Origin of the sequence: Sphingobacterium sp. BIGb0165 (genome assembly GCF_024810095.1) — a bacterium.
GTDB lineage: Bacteria > Bacteroidota > Bacteroidia > Sphingobacteriales > Sphingobacteriaceae > Sphingobacterium > Sphingobacterium detergens.
This window is the reverse complement of the sequence record NZ_JANUEB010000004.1, coordinates 311,259-332,014: the sequence shown is the minus strand read 5'-3', so window position 1 is coordinate 332,014 and position 20,756 is coordinate 311,259. Positions and strand designations below refer to the sequence as shown.

General features: G+C 38.5%; 21 protein-coding genes. 5 read left to right on the top strand and 16 right to left on the bottom strand.

Translation table 11 applies throughout. The features are described from left to right. Positions 1-34: 34 nt before the first annotated feature. Complete coding sequence (locus M2408_RS10805) at positions 35-1,060, top strand: AraC family transcriptional regulator (RefSeq protein WP_259181631.1); 1,026 nt, start codon at positions 35-37, stop codon at positions 1,058-1,060. Positions 1,061-1,110: 50 nt separating this feature from the next. Here M2408_RS10805 and M2408_RS10800 read toward each other — a convergent pair whose 3' ends face one another. Beyond that, positions 1,111-1,656: a hypothetical protein gene (locus tag M2408_RS10800; RefSeq protein WP_259181630.1), complete on the bottom strand. Its 546-nt coding sequence runs from the start codon at positions 1,654-1,656 to the stop codon at positions 1,111-1,113. 650 nt (positions 1,657-2,306) lie between these two features. Here M2408_RS10800 and M2408_RS10795 point away from each other — a divergent pair. Beyond that, entirely contained in the window at positions 2,307-2,636 is a 330-nt protein-coding gene (locus M2408_RS10795) for a hypothetical protein (protein WP_259181629.1), read from the top strand. A 16-nt stretch (positions 2,637-2,652) separates the two neighbouring features. Here M2408_RS10795 and M2408_RS10790 read toward each other — a convergent pair whose 3' ends face one another. The 5 genes from M2408_RS10790 to M2408_RS10770 all read right to left on the bottom strand — a co-directional run bounded on the left by M2408_RS10790 (position 2,653) and on the right by M2408_RS10770 (position 6,636). After that, the gene (locus tag M2408_RS10790; RefSeq protein WP_259181627.1) at positions 2,653-3,363 is read right to left on the bottom strand and encodes a hypothetical protein; all 711 of its coding nucleotides are present in this window, start codon (positions 3,361-3,363) and stop codon (positions 2,653-2,655) included. Positions 3,364-3,476: 113 nt separating this feature from the next. Next, positions 3,477-3,743: a hypothetical protein gene (locus M2408_RS10785; protein WP_259181624.1), complete on the bottom strand. Its 267-nt coding sequence runs from the start codon at positions 3,741-3,743 to the stop codon at positions 3,477-3,479. A 39-nt stretch (positions 3,744-3,782) separates the two neighbouring features. Next, positions 3,783-5,588: a serine hydrolase gene (locus M2408_RS10780; protein WP_259181622.1), complete on the bottom strand. Its 1,806-nt coding sequence runs from the start codon at positions 5,586-5,588 to the stop codon at positions 3,783-3,785. A gap of 353 nt (positions 5,589-5,941) precedes the next feature. Continuing rightward, positions 5,942-6,262 (bottom strand): hypothetical protein, encoded by a 321-nt coding sequence (locus tag M2408_RS10775; protein WP_259181619.1) that lies wholly within the window; start codon positions 6,260-6,262, stop codon positions 5,942-5,944. 125 nt (positions 6,263-6,387) lie between these two features. Next, positions 6,388-6,636 (bottom strand): hypothetical protein, encoded by a 249-nt coding sequence (locus M2408_RS10770; RefSeq protein ID WP_259181617.1) that lies wholly within the window; start codon positions 6,634-6,636, stop codon positions 6,388-6,390. Positions 6,637-6,956: 320 nt separating this feature from the next. Between M2408_RS10770 and M2408_RS10765 the strand changes: the two genes are divergently transcribed. Next, positions 6,957-7,883: an alpha/beta fold hydrolase gene (locus tag M2408_RS10765; protein WP_259181616.1), complete on the top strand. Its 927-nt coding sequence runs from the start codon at positions 6,957-6,959 to the stop codon at positions 7,881-7,883. A 173-nt stretch (positions 7,884-8,056) separates the two neighbouring features. Next, the gene (locus tag M2408_RS10760; protein WP_259181614.1) at positions 8,057-9,634 is read left to right on the top strand and encodes a Na+/H+ antiporter; all 1,578 of its coding nucleotides are present in this window, start codon (positions 8,057-8,059) and stop codon (positions 9,632-9,634) included. Between the two features lie 145 nt (positions 9,635-9,779). Here the strand turns inward: M2408_RS10760 and M2408_RS10755 are convergent, their stop codons facing one another. The 6 genes from M2408_RS10755 to M2408_RS10730 form a co-directional block, all read right to left on the bottom strand. Continuing rightward, complete coding sequence (locus tag M2408_RS10755; protein WP_259181613.1) at positions 9,780-10,685, bottom strand: hypothetical protein; 906 nt, start codon at positions 10,683-10,685, stop codon at positions 9,780-9,782. Between the two features lie 267 nt (positions 10,686-10,952). After that, on the bottom strand, positions 10,953-11,336 hold the full coding sequence (locus tag M2408_RS10750; protein ID WP_259181611.1) for a YidH family protein: 384 nt from the start codon (positions 11,334-11,336) through the stop codon (positions 10,953-10,955). Between the two features lie 279 nt (positions 11,337-11,615). Beyond that, positions 11,616-13,850: a TonB-dependent receptor gene (locus M2408_RS10745; protein WP_259181610.1), complete on the bottom strand. Its 2,235-nt coding sequence runs from the start codon at positions 13,848-13,850 to the stop codon at positions 11,616-11,618. A 41-nt stretch (positions 13,851-13,891) separates the two neighbouring features. Then, positions 13,892-14,596: a hypothetical protein gene (locus tag M2408_RS10740; RefSeq protein WP_259181609.1), complete on the bottom strand. Its 705-nt coding sequence runs from the start codon at positions 14,594-14,596 to the stop codon at positions 13,892-13,894. A 111-nt stretch (positions 14,597-14,707) separates the two neighbouring features. Then, entirely contained in the window at positions 14,708-15,007 is a 300-nt protein-coding gene (locus M2408_RS10735; protein ID WP_259181607.1) for a hypothetical protein, read from the bottom strand. Positions 15,008-15,347: 340 nt separating this feature from the next. Then, the gene (locus M2408_RS10730) at positions 15,348-15,719 is read right to left on the bottom strand and encodes a DoxX family protein (protein ID WP_259181606.1); all 372 of its coding nucleotides are present in this window, start codon (positions 15,717-15,719) and stop codon (positions 15,348-15,350) included. A 94-nt stretch (positions 15,720-15,813) separates the two neighbouring features. Between M2408_RS10730 and M2408_RS10725 the strand changes: the two genes are divergently transcribed. After that, positions 15,814-16,164 (top strand): helix-turn-helix domain-containing protein, encoded by a 351-nt coding sequence (locus tag M2408_RS10725; protein WP_259181604.1) that lies wholly within the window; start codon positions 15,814-15,816, stop codon positions 16,162-16,164. 40 nt (positions 16,165-16,204) lie between these two features. Here the strand turns inward: M2408_RS10725 and M2408_RS10720 are convergent, their stop codons facing one another. The 4 genes from M2408_RS10720 to M2408_RS10705 all read right to left on the bottom strand — a co-directional run bounded on the left by M2408_RS10720 (position 16,205) and on the right by M2408_RS10705 (position 20,575). Further along, positions 16,205-17,302, bottom strand: coding sequence for a DUF2891 domain-containing protein (locus M2408_RS10720; protein WP_259181603.1), 1,098 nt, complete (start codon positions 17,300-17,302; stop codon positions 16,205-16,207). 60 nt (positions 17,303-17,362) lie between these two features. Beyond that, the gene (locus tag M2408_RS10715; RefSeq protein WP_259181601.1) at positions 17,363-18,070 is read right to left on the bottom strand and encodes a Sir2 family NAD-dependent protein deacetylase; all 708 of its coding nucleotides are present in this window, start codon (positions 18,068-18,070) and stop codon (positions 17,363-17,365) included. 86 nt (positions 18,071-18,156) lie between these two features. Beyond that, positions 18,157-18,615, bottom strand: coding sequence for a hypothetical protein (locus tag M2408_RS10710; protein WP_259181600.1), 459 nt, complete (start codon positions 18,613-18,615; stop codon positions 18,157-18,159). A gap of 124 nt (positions 18,616-18,739) precedes the next feature. Further along, positions 18,740-20,575: an alpha-L-fucosidase gene (locus tag M2408_RS10705; protein WP_259181599.1), complete on the bottom strand. Its 1,836-nt coding sequence runs from the start codon at positions 20,573-20,575 to the stop codon at positions 18,740-18,742. Between the last annotated feature and the right edge of the window lie 181 nt (positions 20,576-20,756).

Sequence of the window (20,756 nt, the reverse complement as noted above, 5' to 3'; positions counted from 1 at the left end):
TCAAATTTCGAATTCGGGAGAAAAACATTAGAATATGGGAGAAATTAAAACAAATCGGGAACTGATGAACGAAGTATTATGCTTCTATGATCAGGACGAAGATGACCAGACGGTAAAACATCTGGAAACTCCTTTGGGAAATTTTACCACAACCTATATCTATGACAGTCCGGAATTTATCATTAGGGATTACGCTTATACTTACGCTCGAGACATCACATTAACGTATAGAACTTCTACAAAAAACTATATTCAAATTGCCTTTTTCCTGAATCAGCACGTGCTAAAGGATAGCATTAACAACAGGCAAAATAGCTATCTACCGCAGCACAATTATATCTATTTCACACCATCTGAATCAGATGTAGAGATATTTTTCAGGAAAGACATTGCCTATCGTAATTTCGATATTTATGTGGAGTCAGACTATTTCCATCAGTTTGTTGCCGAAATGCAGCTGGTAGACTCCTTTATCGCCCAGGTTGACAAGAATAATTTTGTTCGTTTGGTTGAAGCGGGCATTCCCCTCAGTCCACAGATGCTTCATATCCTCCAGGAGATGAAATCCTGTCGCAAAACAGGTATTCAACGACAGTACTTTATGAAAGGCAGAACAATGATCCTCCTGCAATTGCTATTTGAATGGATTGATCAGGAAAAAAAACAAAGCGATATGAATGGCAGTTATGGGGAGACAGATGCCAATATATTCTATACGGTCCAGGAATTTATTACAAAAAATACCGGAGAATTTTATACCATCGAGCAACTGGCTATCAAATTTGGCATCAATGAATACAAATTGAAAAAGGGGTTTAAGGAAATATCCGGTATGGGCCTCTTTCAGTTTGCAACAAAAGTACATATTCAGGAAGCAATCTCCCTCTTAAAAACAACTGATCTGTCCATTAAAGAGATTGCCTTCAGAACAGGATATTCGTCGCCCTCCTCCTTTTCCGTCGCATTCAAAAAGCAATATGGCATAGCACCCAATCAGATTCGAAAGAAATCGGATACTGTGCATGAAGATAAAGCTTCTTTTAAAAGGTCTGATAATTGATTCAGACGACTTTTGTGCTATTACTTCAATTTAATAACAACAATAATTGTTTATGAAAATTGCCAGAATCCGGGTATTATCCGACCTGTGGAACGGTGCTTATAAAGGTAGAGAGATCCATATGCAAAAACATATTCCGAAAGCTCTGAATATCCCTCTTCTTCAATTTGCAGAAAAAAAGTATATCCATCCTTCTCAAGTTGCTCATAGTAAAATTTACTATACTGAATCAACCGAGGTAATCCACCTGCTTTTACAAACAGAAAATCACCAATCTGCTTATCAACGTATTCACTAATCGAGTGTTTGCCGAGTTGGAACAAACAAGAATCACCATTGGTACCCTCTTCCGAATAGGCATGTTCGATTACCTGAATAGCAACTGAAGGGTAAATGTTATTATCAATTAACGTATCAAAATCTCCATGTATTAAAATAGAGATCATGGTATCATTTTTTTCAGGATGGATTAAAGTGGCATAGAATTTATATTCCTTGGGTACCGATTGTTCTATCGCTAATGGTGGGTTCCCTCCAATTCGTCCTCGGAACAAGGCATTATACGGAACACATTGCGCAAATATTTCATTCATCATGCAGGAATTTCCCTTGAATATACGCTATATTCATCATACAATTATTTGTATTATCTATAGAGTGGGCTATTTCCGCTTTTGTCAGCTTAACAATTATTCTTAGAAAGCACGATTTTCCCAGTTTTTTTATGGTAAATCTGCTATAGCCTTTCGTATTCCTGATCGTTAATTTTTCCAAAAGTGTATTTACAGTTTAAATATAAAATATTTAATTTACAGTTTTTGAGTGCTAAAGCCATAATCTGGTCAGGCTGGATTTACATTTTGAAAATCCAGTAGGTCACAGATCATACGATAAATATTCAATCCATAGCTTTAAATTTTGCCATCTTCTATCCTATTTAGTAACTTCAATAACAAGCAAGCCCTCGTATGACATTGATTTCGAAAACAATTCAAATAAATTTCGCAGGTTTTGTAAGACATCAGTTAATAATGATCGTTCTATCTTCATTGTTAATAACAATATCCTGCAGTCCGATAAAATATTATGAATATTATTACAATGACAATCTCAGGGAAATTAATGCTAACTATGCCTATTGCACTTTGGAAGTACGTAAGAACAAGACCGTTTATCGGGCTTTCTATAATGATTATGTATATCAAGGAAAAGACCCCATCTCTTTTCTTTATATTGAACAGAGAAAATGGCTGATGTAGATTACATTCCGCTATGGAAAGCCTCAAAATTTTATTATTACATCAATGGAAGTCAGAAAAAAGTCATTGATTATTCCAATTTATCAGATGCCGATATTAAATTAATAGGAGGATATTTCAGAGAAAATAATACATATAGAAGGGAAAATAGACGGCCTGAAGATTATCATTTTAATGATTACAATCTAAATCAAATGGCCATCTGGTTTCCATCGGAACTAAAAAGAGTCAAGAAAATAGATTATAGTAAATTTCCAAAAGCTATACAGAAACTCAATCTTGTCAATCCGGATGCTGAGAAAGATTCGATAAAATAAAAATTACGGCAATCTGCTATTCTTCTATCACCGGTTTATTGTTTTCACAACGTACGTTTTTGTGAGAAGCAAGTAAGTTTTCACATTTTACATAGTTGGGATCTAATTTAGCCAGTCTACGAGATAAGGCTTTATGTTGACGATAAATAGCATTAAAATCCTTTCTGCTTTCGCTATTTGAATCATTTTGAAATAGCACATATTTCAATTTGCAGTCTTTAGTAATTGGTAGCGCATACCAATTACTAGGTTTATCACAGATTGGATTAGCATAGAAAGTTTCTAATACCCTTATACTCGTATTCAATTTTTCTCTCGTTTGCTCAAAGTTGAAATCCGATGCCAACAGTACTTTCGGAGAACCATCAATACAACCGATGCCAAAATGAGGTTCGGATTCGACTAACATATCAAATATTGGCCGTTCATCTATTTTTCTAGCAGCCTCCAGCAACGATATATATTCTGATTTTAGTTTATTGTAGGCATTTTTTATCTCATTACTTACAGGGAAGTATTTGTAAACGCTATTGTAACCGCCATTATACCCTCCAATAACACTATCAATTTGCAAACTGCTAAGATCGTTACAAGATGATGTCTTGACCAACTTTTCTATTTCAACAAGTTTCGCATCGGCTTTTTTATAGAGCTCTTCGTAGGACTGATTATCTTTTTTACAAGCTACGCAAAGAACTATCAGGGAAAATAGTCGGATTAATTTCATAATTATCAGGTTTACTATATAATGTGTTATTTACATAATACGTAAAACATACCCTCCTTGCTACAAAAAATAAAAAAATTGACATAACGGTATTATAGAACCACCCAATCCACTTAATCTTCTTCCAAATAAATATTGTGGACGACAAACTTAACATTTTTACTGAATAATAGCATATCATCGACATCCTCCGAATCTATCGCATAAAGTGTATCGACTTCTCCCCCATCCAAAAGCTCCGAATCAGGTATTAGCTCAAAAAAGGTGATCCCCTCGATGGTAGACAACTCTTCTACCTTAATATAGGACACATCTTGGTTCTTCCAGATCGATAGAATCTCTTTGGAAAATAATTGATAGGTATTTGCTTGCGTTGACATGTGTGCAAATTAGCAAAAAATTGGTTCATTACACTTTTATTATAAGGTTTCTAAAATCTTACTTACTTTTTCGTTTTTAGGATTTATTTCAAGCAACTTTATGTAGTTCTGCTTTGCTTTGTCTCTTTTGCCCGCTTTCAGATAAGCTTCTGCCAGGCTATCATATGCATTTTCGCTCTTCGGGTATAAAATCGTATTGACCCTAAAAATATCGATAGCCTGGGTCAATTTCTTTTGAGAAAGGAGCTCATAACCTGTGCCATTCAAAAAACCTTCTGAAAGCAACCGATGTTCACTATCCTCTTGTTTTGCACGTTGATAAGCTTTTACGCCCTGTTCAAAATGACCGCCCAAAATCAGCTCCAGCGGAATAATATCGCCTGCATTAAGTTTTGGATTTCTGGCATGAATCGTTTTATCACGCAAAACCTGAACAAGCTCCCGTTTACCTGTGGTTTTATCTTTTACAAAGGCCATTTTAAAATCCCAGTCATGCATCGCAAATGTGTCTACCCCCACTTTAATCAATTCGACGGGTATGTCCAGATTCTGTATGGCCATCAGTTGACCGTTTTCCTTATAGACTTTGATTAATCCATATTTATCGGCACGATAACGTCCGATATAGGAATTTAGCTCTTGTGCGGTTGAAGGTAAGATTTTATTAGCTGGAGCAATGTAATTGGGCCATTGATAGGTTAAAGCGACAGCACGAACGAGTTCGTTGATAAATAACGGTTTGTTAGTATTTGTCAATACGACAACCCCATCGCCACTTGTCTTGCTTCCAATAAAATAAGAACTAAAACCTTCATTCCAGCCACCATGACAAAAATAAGCCGCTCCGGCATAGTTTTCAATGAACAGCCCTAGACCAATAAAGGATTCAATGAAAGGGCTGGTAAACTCTTCTGCTGTCTTTTTGGAAATAACAGTGCCGCTTTTGCCAGCCAATGTATGTTGAATATCGATCACAAACTTGGCATAATCTTCAGCTGTAGACCACAATCCTGCTGCAGCCTGCTCTGGATAAACATGATATCGTCCTTCAACAGGCTTTCCATCTGCGGAATAGGCTGTGGCGGCAAACTCTGCTTGTGCAGCTGGAAGTGGTTGCGCAAAAGTGCTATTCTTCATTCCCAATGGCAGCAGCACTCTCTCATTCATAATGCTTGTGTAATCTTTCCCTTCGATATCCATAAGCATCTGTTGCATGACGGTATATCCACCTCCTGAATAGCGAAAATTTGCTCCCGGAAGCTTATCGATAAATACCGCAGGGGTATTGGCGGGTTTTCCCCCATTCAATACCTCTACTGGCGTGGGCATCGGGTCCGTTACCTTATAGCCAGGAAATCCACTTACTGTAAAACCAGCAGTATGGCTGACGATATTCTTGAGGGTGACTTTTTTCTTTTTGGTCCATTCGTTATCCGGAACTTTCCACGAGGTTAGAAATGAATTCACATCCGTATCTGTCGCTAATTTGCCAAGTTCTACCTCCTTTAACGCAGCGTAAGCGCTGACAGGCTTGCTCATCGAAGCAACCTGAAACAATGTCTTAGCGGTGACTGGAACCTTGGATTCAAGATCTACAACTCCATAGGTCTTACTCCAGATGACCTTAGAACCTTTGATAACTGCTATACTCACACCGGGAATATTATAAAACTTCATGCGTGAGGCAATATCCCAAGATCGCTCCCCCACAAAGCGGACAGGTGGTATCAGCCCTGATTCGACACTGGAAATTTCTTTTTGGAGCTGATTTTCAGTTTGCGCACAAGCTGTTGAGACCATTAGTCCGAAAATAAGGGCAATAGGCAAAGATTTTATGATCTTCATAATTATGTTAAGTTTTAGATTCCGAATAATATAGAATAATATAATTCATGTCGCTTTTTTCGGTTTTTGTTGCAAAAAAGCGGATGATTTCCAGTTCATCTTTTACACAATTTTCTCGATTAACTTCCTTATCAACTCGCTTGCCAAAACAATATACCACTGTTAAACAACACACTAAAACATATTGATAATCATAAATTGATCATAATCGGACACCAAATGTTCAGAATCGAACGATACGACAATGCCCCCTAGCTATGTTCCCTTTCTATAATATACGTTTTGAATATCGTATGAGATCACTTTTAAAGTAAATTTATTTATGTATCGGTCTTTATATTTTAAGCCCAAACTTAACTATCATAATGTTTTGTTTTATTTAACCCAATCATTTGTTCGACCAATAACTTCAGTACTGGTCTCTCGGCGATCAGGTTGAAACTCCAGATATCATCTGTAATAAACACATAATGACCGGAAAAACTAAAGATGTAATCCCCTCCTTCTATTCCTATTGACCAGTTTTCCTTTTTTAGATCAGGAAAAGTCCTTAATACCTGCCAGCAATATTCCTTTATTTCGCTTTCACTCCAAGTAGCGTCTAAGCTATCGATCAAGCTCTCAGCTGTACTAAGCCCGTACATTTCTAACATTTCCGCAACGGTATTTCCCATGGTTGACCGATTATTCTAACTGTCTCTAGATATATTGGAACGTCCGATGCTCTTCTTTCTTTCACTAAAATAATGAAAATAATACTTTTACAGTAACATCTTACGTTTTTCAATTTCTGCGAATTTTAAAATGCAAACTCCTTAAAATATCCACTAAAAAGCAATAGTATCAACGACACCAAAACAATGAGGAATATCCCTTGTCTATAACTTGTTGTTTTTCCCCGTTGTTTGAATTGATAAGTTTCATAGGCAAACAGAACCCCACTTGTTCCCAGTAAGATGAACAAAAGACGAAAAAACAGGATTACACCATCCATATAGGCAAATTCTTCCTGTTCACTTACATAATCACTTATCAAATTGATCAGCATTACCAACAGAGTAAGTATAACAATTCTTGTAAGTGTGTATCTCATAACACTATAAAGATAAATGTCCTCACTGTTCCTGACAATGGTATTTTGATATCCGTTTATGACCATTTGTAATCCGCATTCATTTGTCTAATCTTCGTATCAGGGGCGGCTGTGCTCCTCAACCAAGTATACTCGGGCCTGTAGTTAATACGCCTGTTTAATAAGGTATTTATCCTTTTGTCGTTTTCCCCCCTTGAATTTGTCGGATATCCAACCTAAACCCAATATCGAAAATTGAATAGATTTGTTTATAATATTTTAACAATCAAATAAATATGAAAACAAGAAAGGCATTCGGGCTAATAATAACGCTAGTTTTTGCGTTATTGATATCCTGTCAACAACAGACAAACAATCGAACAGGTTCGCCAGAAAATTCATCAGTTGCTAAAACAGCTATACCATCAGAAGCCGGTTATGTTGATGTAAATGGGTTAAAAATGTATTATGAAGTTTATGGTGAAGGTAAACCTCTTGTATTACTTCACGGATCTTATATGACGATCCCATTGAACTGGTCTCATACTATCCCCAAGTTTAAAGGTCGGAAAGTAATAGTCGCGGAGATGCAGGGACATGGGCGTACCAGAGACATTGCACGAAAAATCAGTTATGAGGGGATGGCCGATGATGTATCTGGTCTATTAAAACATCTTCAAATAGATAGTGCCGATATATTGGGCTACAGCATGGGTGGCGGCGTAGCTTTTCAACTGGCTATACGTCATCCCGAGCAGGTACGAAGGCTTATTGTATTGTCAGGTAGTTATGCACATGACGGATGGTGGCCTGATGTAGAAGCATCTTATTCGTCGATAACTGCGGATATTTTTAAAGGTTCACCCATTGAGAAGCAATACGACAGTCTTGGCAATGATCCAAAACATTTCCCCGAATTTGTAAAGAAGGTAATTAGCATTGACCTGGAACCATACGACTGGTCCAAAGAGGCAAACAAAATAAAAGCGCCACTATTTATGGCCATTGGTGATGCCGATGGCATAAAGTACGAACATGCATTAGCATTATTTCGTGCCTTGGGTGGTGGAAAAATGGGTGATATACATGGATTACCTAAATCTCGTCTGGCCATCCTACCCGGGACAACACATATTGGTATGATGTACCGCATGGATTGGTTAGTTCCGATGATCGATGACTTCCTGAATTCTGACTTAAAAACTGCGGCACCAACTTTTTAGTATTTTCTGACTGATCAACGTCATTTTTATGCCATCGTAGTCAAGAGTCTACAAACGAATATTATCTAACTATAACGCGGAAAGTTCCAGAGCTTTTATTTCGGTTTAAATTTTAAATGGGCTTTAAATGTTTTTAAAAATTTAATATATATTTATGTATCTAAAACGAATACATGTTAGAAAATTTTGCATTCTATCTCTTTTTGGTTCTGTTGATTACCATGCTCATTATGCTGGCAAAAAAAATTCGGGTTGCATACCCTGTTTTGCTTGTGTTGGCGGGACTTTTAATAAGCTTTATTCCAGGAGTACCGCCTATAAAAGTCGAACCTGAATTAATATTTATTATTTTTTTACCACCATTATTGTATGAAGCCGCTTGGTCAACCTCCTGGAAGGAACTCTGGCGATGGCGCAGGATTATCTTCAGTTTTGCTTTCGTCGTTGTATTTTTCACCGCATTATCGGTTGCAGTTTTCGCAAACTATTTTATCCCCGGATTCTCTTTAGCCTTGGGATTTTTATTGGGCGGAATAGTTTCTCCCCCCGATGCAGTAAGCGCAGGTGCAATTCTAAAATTTGTAAAAGTACCGAAAAGACTGGCTTCAATTCTCGAAGGCGAAAGTTTGCTGAATGACGCTTCTTCGCTGATTATTTTTCGATTTGCAATGATTGCCGCTGCAACGGGACAATTTGTATGGTATGAGGCAGCAGGCAGCTTTATCTGGATGTGCATCGGTGGCGTAGGTATCGGACTTACACTTGCGTATATTTTCTTGAAAATGCACAAAATCCTACCAACCGATCCAAACACAGATATATTGCTGACTTTCATTGCGCCATTCTCAATGTATCTGGCGGCGGAGGAGCTTCATGCTTCCGGAGTTTTGGCAGTGGTAAGTGGTGGGTTGTTTCTCTCCTACCGCAGTCACGATTTTTTGAGTAGCGCATCCAGAATACGCACGGTAACAGTCTGGGAAAGTTTTTGCTTTTTGCTAAACGGGATTGTTTTTATGCTCATTGGTTTGGATTTACCCGAAATAGTGAACGGTTTAGGGGATACTGATATTTACACCGCAATTGGTTATGGAGTTGCAGTTACTGCAGTGCTCGTTATTGTGCGAATTTTAGCAGGTTATGCGGCAGTCATTACCACTTTAGTGATGCGGAACTTTATCACTGTTGCAGATGCGCAGTCTCCAGGCTGGAAAACGCCCATGATCATTGGTTGGACTGGAATGCGGGGCGTAGTCTCCTTGGCTGCTGCACTTTCAATTCCCCTAACTTTAGAGAATGGAGCTCCTTTCCCACAAAGAAATCTGATCCTTTTTATCACATTTGTCGCTATTCTGTTAACGTTGCTTGTACAGGGACTTACGCTCCCTTTTCTATTAAAGAAATTTCCGCCAATAGATCGAGATTTTGTCCGGACAGAAAAGGAAATTGATTACGAAATCCAAAACAAACTTGCTCAGGTGGCTGTAGAGAAAATTCGTAAAGATTACGCTGACAAAGTAGACAGCTTTCCAACATTGAAGGATCAGTTGCAGAAATATGAAAACCAATTGACTAGTTCGGAAATTATCATTAACTATGCTGAATACCGAAAAATCTATATCGACATCATAGAAACTCAAAGAATGTGGTTGATTAATAAGAATCGTGAAGAGCTTTTGTTGGACGAAGAAATCATTAGAAAACATCTTCGCATACTCGATCTTCAGGAAGAAAGAATGAATATGAAAAGCTAAACTTGCTTTTGAACATCAATCCTACGAATTGATGTTCAAAAGAGGATTAAATCGATACTAGCAGGAATTAATGTTGCCGCTTTTCTAGCTCCAGCAACCATTTTTTTCGCCAAATACCACCGCCGTAGCGTACCTGGATCAATATTTATCGTACAATTTGCAATGCCGTTTCTCCTTTGGGAATGTATAACAGCATATCTACAAATGTTTTTCTGTTCATACCATTTTTATCTGTATCCGTATAGCCCAATAAAGATTCTCCCCTATTGACACCTTTTCGTGGTTCAAGTCGAACTATTCTACCCTCAGCATAAAATTTTATAATGTAATCCTCCAGTGCATAAAATGTCCGGGAATTTGGCTTCGAGTTCGAAAACGTTGTTGCGACAGATTTACCTTTTCGACCTTTCACTGTTTGAAACTTAGTAATTATATCTTGGGAAAAATACTCCGATTGGTACCATTCTGCATCTGCCTTCAAAAATCGTGTATTTAAATCATCGTAGTCACCTGTTTCAAAAACAGCTATCATCTCCTTATAAAAACCAAGCACCTGCTCTTCGAGCTGTTGAGTATCCAACTGAGTCAAATCTTGTCCATTCTTCCATCCTGCAAGTTGATAGGGAACAGTAACAGTAAAGCTAATATCGGTTTTATATGATTTTCGTTTGGTCAAATCCAATTTTTCGTCAACAGCCTTATAAGACACAATTTCTTCGGGCTCCTTTAAAAGACCATCTTTCCCCCAACCAGTTTTCTCTATTTTGAGTGTAAATTTATCACCTGCTTCAAGGTAGGGCTTACTAATTCCTTGATCATCATAACCTGGATAGAGTTCAATGGTAACTTGTTGTTGCCCGCTTTGAAGAATATAGGGATTGATATTTATCCTCCCCATTCCCGGAATTTTATCGAAATTGGAGTAAACCGGACAACCATTTACCAATACGCTGAAACTAAACAGGCTTTCAACTTCCAGTTGATAATGAGGTTCATCTTTGAATCTGCGAACTTTTTCTGAAAGATAGCTTATACGATTAGTTGTTGACATCACCCTCTCTTTTTTTTCCTGTGCACATCCCCCACCGCATATTACCATTAATAGTAAAACCATTATCAATTTCACCATATCTATTGAACTTTGAGCATATTTATTCTGTCGCATCATACAAAGTAAATAGATATTTTAACCTGTTAAGTATTCTTTTAAAATTCGTTGTAGTTCATTTAATATCCGTAACACCAGTCATGGTATTCCTACTCATGAGATTTAGGGCCTATTCTTCAAAAACATCTGATGTAAATCTTATTATCCAATTTATAAGCTATCTATCAAATGCCATCCGAGGAGAAGACCGATAATAAGAAAACATGCAGACATCAAAGCAATACCATAAGAACCATAAGTAAAGCTTTCCGTCTCAATTTGTTTAGCCACTTTTCTATATTTGATATAAGCTAATACGACAGTAATTGAGCCTATAATAACAATTGAAACGCCAACGATACCGGAATATTCATGTTCAATATCGATCTTTTTTTTTGAGCTGAGCATTAGTGTTACCTGTTGTATAAATAAGGAAAATTTGACAACAACGAAACCAAAGCCCATTATCCCCAAACTCGTTGTTATCCAAGCTAAAAATGTACGTTCATTAGCTAAATGGTCGTTGATCTTTTTTGAATTGTTCTTTTCTATCATATGTTTTATAACAAATCTATTTGAAGCTTCGTATGATGCTTATGAGTAAATCCCGTAAGTAAACCATCACCCGACCGATATTGTTTAGACTGGACCTCGAAATAAATAGTCCGTGCAGACATTTTCTTAAAATTAGGTATAGAAAAGGACTATTATCTATTAATAATAGTTATTTAGGATATCCGGTTATTCCGGAGGATAAGGAAGTTGGAAAAGGCTTAGGTCTACATTTTGATAAGCTGTAGACCTAATTTTAGCGAACGATAAAAAAGCATCGCATTAGAACTTATAGCTCAAACCCGCTTTGATCATAAAGGGTGTTCCGGGTGTAAAATGCAGTTCCGAAACAGGTTCTTGCTCATTCCGTAAACGGGTTTCGGTTTCAAATTGTGCCTCATTCCATTTTGTATTGAATAGATTCTGCGCCTGGATCAGGAAATTCCATTTTCCTGAAGCATAATTTAATAGAAGATCATTGACAAAATAGCCTTTTGCCTGTACAGTGTTATCTTCAGTCGCAGGTTTTGTGTTCATATAACGATACCTCAGGTTTGCCGAGATTCCCCAAGGCAACTGCACCGCAACCCCACCTGTACTGGTCAACGAAGGCACCAATGGGATATAGTCCTCTCCTTTCGGTTCACCAATTGCTCTCGCATAGGCGTAATTGATATCACCATCCACATATATCCAGGGGGTTGCCTGATAACGAAGACTCAAGTCGGCTCCCAAACGTCTGGTCTTGCCCGATGGCTCCACCACCGCCTCATCGCCAACATATACAAATTCCTGTTGTAGGTAGAGTCCCCAAAGTGCAGGCTGAATAAATAGGTTATCCGTAGGTTTCCAAATTATACCCAAATCGCCACCATAGGAAAATGGCATAATTTCATTTCCTTTTTGTGCCATAACGACTCTAATATCGTTGGAATGGAAGCCCATACCTGTCTTCAGATAGACTTGTGCTTTACTATTTATTGTGTAACCAAAATTCAGCTTAGGGCTGATACGCGTTGCCGAGGCATCTTGTCCAGTGGGATCACTCTGAAGCTTATCGTGCATATTGAAAATGAGATGGTCAACTCGTACCGCTGGGTTGATCAACCATTTGCCAATACGCCAGTCAAGGTTCGTATAAGCATGTAAATTCATCTCCACTCCGGTAATATGCGACAACCTATTCAATAAGGAATCTCGTTGATATACATGATTTAACTGTAGGTCTTTTATGTCGTCTACACGAAGTCCAAAGCCTGAAGTCCAGGCAAGCTGACTATTTTCAAAATGGTATTGACGATTGTATTTGTTTTCCATTCCATACAAGTATCTATTGTCGACTTGCTCGATCTCATCCCCATACATGGGATCTTTCAAGAAGAAGGTGAAGTCCGAAAATAATTGAAATCTATACCTGGAAAAGTAGATATTACTCTCCCAGCTTTCGTCATCGTTGATCAGGGCCCGATACTGTAAAGCAAGGTTCATCCGTGAAGTATTACCTCCCTCTGTAGAGTCAATTGAGCCCCAACGGCTTATTAAGCCCCGACTGACGGCTCTTTCCGGGATTTGCCCTGATGCATTCCAACCCGAACTAAATATGGCTCCCTGCAGATTGATATAATGCTTTTGATCTATCCATTGGTTATATTTTGCGAATAAATTAACACGGCTAAAGTTTTGCTTTACATCAAAAGGTCCATTTGAATAATTAAACTCACCGGCAGCATACGCATATTTATTTTGCTGGTGATTATTCAACAGGTTTATCATCGCGACTGTACGCCAAGAATCAAAAGAACCGCCCTCGACCTTGAAAAGATTATTGTCCAAATGATCCAAGGTGTTAAAATTGACATAACCAGATGTATTTAAATCACCTTTGTCCGCATAATAGGCACCTTTACCAAAATCAATATCTTTCACTGTTTCCGGAATAATAAAATGCAGATCTGCATATCCCTGTCCATGAGCATGTGAAACCATATTCACAGAAATGCCATCCGCACTGACAGCGATATCTGTACCATGATCGTTGTCAAAACCGCGCAGGAAAATCTGTTCAGCTTTTCCACCGCCCGCATGCTGTGCAATAAATAAACCCGGCACCTTACGTAATAAATCCTGCGCAGAATTTACAGGTATGCGGTTTAGATCAACTTTGCTCAAGGTCTTGTTGACGTTGAATGCATCCACCTGAATCTGGTTTAATTGCACTTCATTTTTTTGCATAACAACCGCAATGGAAGATTGTTGCCTGTTCAGAATATAATGCTGTTCGAGGTAGCCCACTCTACTGAATATCAGGGTATCCGGAAATGTTGAAGGCTGCACCGAAAAAGTTCCGTTTGATGCCGTATGACTATGTTTCAACCCACGTTGATAGCGAATATTCACTTCCTCCAGCTGCTGTCCGCTATCTTTATCCCTTACCAGGCCCTGAACGATGGGCTGTTGTGCATATACATAGGAGAAGCAAAGCAGTGCTGCCGTAAGGATTATTTTATGTTTGTTCATTTATATGTAATCGTAAATTAAGTTTTTGGTAGTCTTTCGGATTACCAACCAAGAAATAGCATACCAGCTCCGCAAATGGATAATACAGTACCGCTGATGGCATGCACATAGCGGTCTATCTTTTCCGTATTGAGCAAATTGTAACCATAGATTCCCAACAGCACCATACCGACCATCGTGATCACTGTTGTAACAGTAAATACACTGATCAGTGTAATCACTTCGGGTATAGACCGATGTGCTCCCGAGAAAAATAAAAGTGGTATCAAAGGCTCTGAAGGCCCCATAACGAAGATTGCAAATAATACAAAAGGTGTAACCTTTGTCGGGTGATGATGATGGGGAGTAGAACTTTTACCATGACTATGTTCATGCACATAAACTTCATTGCCGACCACATCAAAATGCTTGTGGGATTTTTTGCGATAAATCTTCCAGATACCATAAGATAGATAACCGAGGCCAAAGAGAAACAGCGCCCAACTGGAAAGATTTCCACGTACATCTTGCAACCAGCTAATTTTGTTAAGCTGCCAGCCCAGATATACACCGATAATTCCTAAGATAACCGAACTAAAAACATGTCCCAAACCGCAGACCACAGTCCAAAGGATTGTTTTACCGAGCGACCATTTTTTGGATTTGGACAATACTATAAAAGGCAGATAATGGTCAGGACCAGATGCCGTATGAAAAAAACTGATTGTAATGGCTGTGATGGCCAATGCATAAAGTGTCGTACTCATGTGTACAGATGATGTTGATGTTAAAGAAGCCGTTACTTCCAAAACAAGAGTGAAACATCACATAGCAATGTGAATGCGCTATGTGTAATTAACCAAGAAATAGCAGGAAGTTTAGCAGTAAAGTCTAAAGGAATGGTAAAGGATATACCGATCAGGAATTCTATTGGACAGGTATTTATTCTGAAAATCATAAAAGCTGTCCCAGGCTTTCTTCGCCATAAAGAAAAAAGCGATTGATAGAAGTAAGCCCAAACCACATAACCACAAAGCATAGGCTAAATGCTGTTCATAACTCAATTCAAATGCACATTCTTCTGTTGAGTCTAAATAAAAATCATAATGTTTCTGTCCTGATGCAACAGTAGTAACGGAATGATGATGACTAGCTTTCGCAGAGGTTTCTCTATTCATTTTTCCTGCAGGTGAGCTACAACAAAAAATGAGCATAATGACTATAAAAAGATGTCTGATATACCTGTGCATAATACCGTCAATCCATGCTGGATTTGTTTTCAAATTTATTGCATGAACCAAAGCTTCGAGTAGCACAAATCTTGAATTTTATAGTCTTTTTATAATCAAGATATATTTCATTACTATAGTGCTATTTCTTTCAAAAATTCATTATAAACTATTTTAAATAGCAATAGAAACAAATAAAACACTCAGATAGTATTAATCAAAACAATTAAAAAGTAGCACAAATCATGAATATATTTCAATTGATTTTGATTTGTGCTACACAAAAAAGCTAGACGGTGATTTTAAAATGTTTGTCCGTTGCCAATAAGACAATACTCAGCACACACATGATAAGCGAATTATAGAAATGATGGTATTCCTGATGAGCCATATGTGCTGTCAACGCCCCCACGGCAAACGGAAACAGAAGCAAGATACCGATATTCTTAAACTCTGGTTTGTATAAACCGATCAGAAGAAGTATAACACCGAACAACTCTCCTATTCCAATGCCCAAAGTCCATGTTTTATTAAAACCTAATGAATCCATGCTCTGCATCATGGACTGTTTCTGAAAGACTTTAAACAATGAAGCGTATCCAAATACGTATAGGTAATAGGCATAACTCAACCAATGAACAATAGATTTTATAATTTCCATTTTTATATTTTATTAGATGAACTACAAATTTCTTTATTAATTTGCATGATTAACAGTACGTACCAAATTGTATGATACCAACAAAAAAGTAAGTATGAACAACAGAAAAGAGAATTCCACCAATGCGATCAATGAAACTTATTGGAAAGATCATTGTGGTATTGCATTTACCTTATCTACTATTGGTGGAAGATGGAAAATAAATATGCTGTCTTATCTCCTCCATGAGGAAAGACTACGTTACGGTGAATTGCGAAAAAGATTGGTTGGCATTTCGGAGCGCATGCTCATCGCTAAATTGAAAGAACTGGAGCAGGATGGGCTGATTAATCGAATTGTCTATCAACAGGTACCGCCCAAAGTAGAATATGAACTGACCGAGCTTGGTCGCTCACTGGAAAAAATTTTGGTCCTCATGGATGAATGGGGTGAGAAAAACATGTAAAATACAGTCCTTATATCAATAGAAATATAAGGACTGTATTTTAATTTTTAGAAAGGGCATATAGGGCAAAAGTACCCAGCCAATGCGATCCCATATAATCATCTTTGGAAGTGATATTGGGTAATGAATATTTTAAATGTTTATTGGCCAAACCGTGCAAATGCTTCAATTCAGGGAGTGCCTTAGCGATGCCATTCAGACAGGTAGCCCGGCTAAAATTCAAGCCATCCAAATGAACCAGATGTCCATCCGTACGATCTTTTACGATACCAGGTTCCAAGTTAAAATCCGGATTAAAAATTTCGGGAAGAAAATCTTTCAACCATTTTCGATATTGGTCCTCTCCTAAAACTACACTCATGCAGAGCGCCTCCTCAAGACAGGGTGAAAGGAAATCGCTTCCACTGGGTTCAAAAGAGATATTACAGTTTTTATCATGATCATATAGTCTCACAGCGTTTGTCGTCAACGATTTTTCGAAGACGGCATTGTTTGTCCCCCTTGCATAGTCTAATGCCAATGAAAGACCAAAAGCTGAATTGTCGTGATAGCCTGTCCGGATTGGATAGACCAATTTCGGTAAATATTCCTGATAAGCTTTCATAATATGCTTTGCCATTGGATCCAGAATTTTTGCCCAACGTTCTGCATCTGGATCTTTCCAGGTCAATAATTCTTTTTGCAACTGTAAGAGCCAAGCCCAACCGTAGGTCCGCTCAAAGTTCTTATTATTTTTATCCTGGAAGAAAGCTAGTTCTATTGCTGCATTTTCGGCTGTAATATTGTGATTAAGCTGCTTCCGTATAGCTCCAGATTTATCCAAATCCGGAAATTGCTTTAAAATCCGCACAATTGACCAATAGCCGTGGACAGATGAATGCCAGTCAAAACAGCCGTAAAAAATGGGGTGCAGCGTCCGTGGTCCCTTCAAATCCTGATCACTTCCAAGCACCTGTCCCAATTTGTTGGGATATTCAACGTCAATACAGTGCAAGGGCAATGTAAGGAGATGTTTTGCTTGTGCGCTATCGAGTTGTATCGGCGCATTGTTTGTACTTGTGTTTACTTTTACCTCCGAGTTGTTGTGGCAGGAAATCGCCAAAACAGAACCACAGAACAATCCTATTATTCTTTTCATTTTTTAAAATTTTATTCCATTTAACTCACACCCAAGACAGGTTCATAATTCATTATTATATTAGCTTTTATCCGAGGCTTCCTGAAGTAGCTGTGTTACCAAATTTGGTACTGCCACCGTCGCTGCCTGTTCAAAACATTGTAAACGGCCCAACGCTGTACTATTCGGGATCTGTTTGTCTATTAAAAATGATCGGCAATGGCTCGGTGCAAATTCCCGAAGTCCTGCGGCAGGATAAACCTGTAACGAAGTTCCGATAATAATCAGGATGTCTGCCTCAGCAACGTGCAACATCGCCCGTTCAATCTCTGGGACAGCCTCACCAAACCAGACAATATTTGGTCGCAGTTGACTACCTTTTTCGCAGAGTTCGCCCATTTTTATCTCGTCCCCCTCAATTGGATAAACCAACCGATCATCGAGGGATGACTTGGATTGATCCAAACGGCCATGTAAATGGATAATCTTTGTGGAACCAGCCCGTTCATGCAATAAATCTACATTTTGTGTAATGATCGTAACCTGGTAAGCTGACTCTAATTGACGTAAGGCGAGATGTGCTGCATTTGGCTGTGCGGCCAATGCTGCTTTCCGTCTAAGGTTGTAGAATTCCTGCACCAGTACTGGATTTTTGTTCCAACCTTCGATGGAGGCTACAGCCATCACGTCATGCCCTTCCCATAGTCCATTCGCATCCCTAAAAGTTGGTATACCACTTTCGGCAGAAATACCTGCTCCCGTTAATACAACGATATTTTTCTTTTCCATTTGGCTTTTTAGTCCTTTAAAAATAAGAAAATCTCCCGATTCTGGTAGATTCAGACATACTTTCTTTTGAAAATGAACAACCTGTCTTATTCCCTTATCAACCTAGTGGCATAATCATCTGGGAGCTCCAGACGAATCGAATCTTTACTAGCTGCCGCCTTTCGGTTCATCTCATCAAAAGACCGTTGGTAATAGACAAATGCTTTGTTGGGTATATGTAGATCCTTGGCTTGTTTTACAGCAAATTGATATCTGTTATCCACAAGTTTGACATGTTTGTAAATCCGATAAGTCACAAGCTGAATCTGTACCTTATCAAAAGCAGGAGTTGTCTTCAAATCGGCAGGCTCATGAAAATATTTTTCATCGAAATACATAAATTCATCGGATTCCGCCAATTGCTCCAGGTTTAATTTTCCATTGATTACTTCAGTGCACAGCGAATCCGCTCGTTGTCGTTCCATTTTATTTCCATCTCCGGCACTACAGGAAACTAAGAGCATAACCGTTGACAAAGACAGCAGAAAAATATGCGATAAACTCATCTGCCTAAGTTAATATAAAAAATGCTTCTCTCCATAAGATAAACATCAAATATTACCATTCATCTAGAACTAAAAAGCCCAAGATAGGATTATCTTGGGCTCGAAATAATTTAATAAAAGTGAGTTACAGATTATTTTCAATTGCGCCCACCTTTTCACGGTGCAATGCTAAAGGCGAATCCAACAATACCGCAATAACAGTCATATTTTTATCCAAACGCTCTTTTGGTGCCTGGATATAAACTATCCCTGGAATACTGCTCCAATAGAGTTTATTGAAAATCTCATGGTTGATCATAGAACCTTCACCTACGACTCGAATACGTGCGATACCATTCTTTATTCCTTTAAGTGCAATAGGTCCTGTCGGAGTTCCTTCCACAAAAAGATAAAGGGTCTGACGGTCCTTGGCAAGTGCACTTAAGCCTTCATAATGACCCTCTGGCAAGCCTTTTCCGGTTTCATAAAGTGCTTCAGCATGCTTTTTAACCCAATCCAACACGGCTGGATTTGTCAAGTTCCCTGTAGGCAACTTAGTCTCCATACCGTCTAATGTCAAACCGGAATGATCAAAGATATTCTTTCCAACATGCAGCGTTGACGCAATTTGATTTAACGCAGTACCAGTATGCTTGTTATTTAAAACATTTTCCAGGCTTACCTCTTTTTCCTGAGGAGCTTGCCATTGAACCTTATCCTTGAATTTCAATGCTAAAACAGTAACATCTTGGTCAAAGTTAACTTTCGTTAGGTCCAATTGGATCGCGGCATCGGCAGTCGTTGCTGTCACCTTTGAGGCGGCATTCCCCACAACAGAAAGCTCTGGAAGAGCTGTATTCAGCAAACCCTTTAGTTGTAATTGTGGTTTTTGCTCATATACATAGAGATAAAGGGTTTTCCCATCTTTTGACAAAGCGGACTTTCCTTGATAATTCTCGAATGGAATACCTGCTCTTGTACCATAGATAGCCGTTGCGTGTTTATTTGTCCATCTTCCCAGCTGCTTCAAAATATTCATTTGCTCTTCAGGAATGCTTCCATCTGCTTTTGGACCGATATCTAACAACAGATTTCCGCCCATCGAAATACAATCAACCAAGGTGCGGATAATCATGTTGGGTGATTTGTATTTCTTGTCAAATGGTTGATAGCCCCAGGAGTCGTTCATGGTGTAGCATAGTTCCCAAAACTTAGTTTCTGGACGAGTTACAGGAATACCCTGTTCTGGTGTTTCGTAATCACCGTGATGGTTCAATCGCGAATTAATAATGATATTCGGATTATGTTTACGCAACAGCGCCAGAGTTTCCTTTGCTTTCCACTCCTCGGCACTATGCTCCCAGTCCCCATCAAACCAGATCAGTTCGGGTTTATATTGCTGTGATAACTCACTGAGTTGTTTCTGATAATAGTCTACATAATGGTTCCAACGGTTGGGTTCTTTTGCCAGTTCATAACGCTTTCTTGCGCGAGTAAACACATCATAATAGGGATGGCTCCAATCTGGCAATGAATAATATAACCCTGTATGCAGGCCCTCTTGCTGTATAGCTTGCACAAATGGTGTAATAACATCCTGTTTTGCAGCGGCATCTTTCACTGTTGTAATAGCCTTATCCGCTTTGGTATTCCACAAAGAAATCCCATCGTGATGTTTGGTTGTGATAACCGTATACTTTGCCCCAGCCTGTTTGATCAATTTAGCCCATTCCTTTGGCCTATAATTTTTAGCTGTAAATCCATCAAGCTGCTTGATATAATTATCGTGGTTAATATAATTATTGAAGAATGACCACGATTCTGAGATTCCATCAACGGAGTAAATACCCCAATGAATAAAAATCCCGAGTTTGGCATCCTCAAACCATTCCATTTTTTGTGCTGGTACATTGTTCTGGGCGGTGACGTTTAGACAGGTCGACGCCAAAAGAACAAAAAGAGAAACCTTTTGAAACTTCATAAAGCTAAATTATCAATTACATAACGAGTTTAAGCCGGCAAAATACATATAAATCGTCAGAATCCTATTGTGTAAGCGATAAATTACAGCGAGGAAGCCTTTGCTAAACCGTATAACTCCTCAATATTACTGACAGAGTACCAAGCTTTAGAGGCTATGGGCACAATTATAATTGTATTTC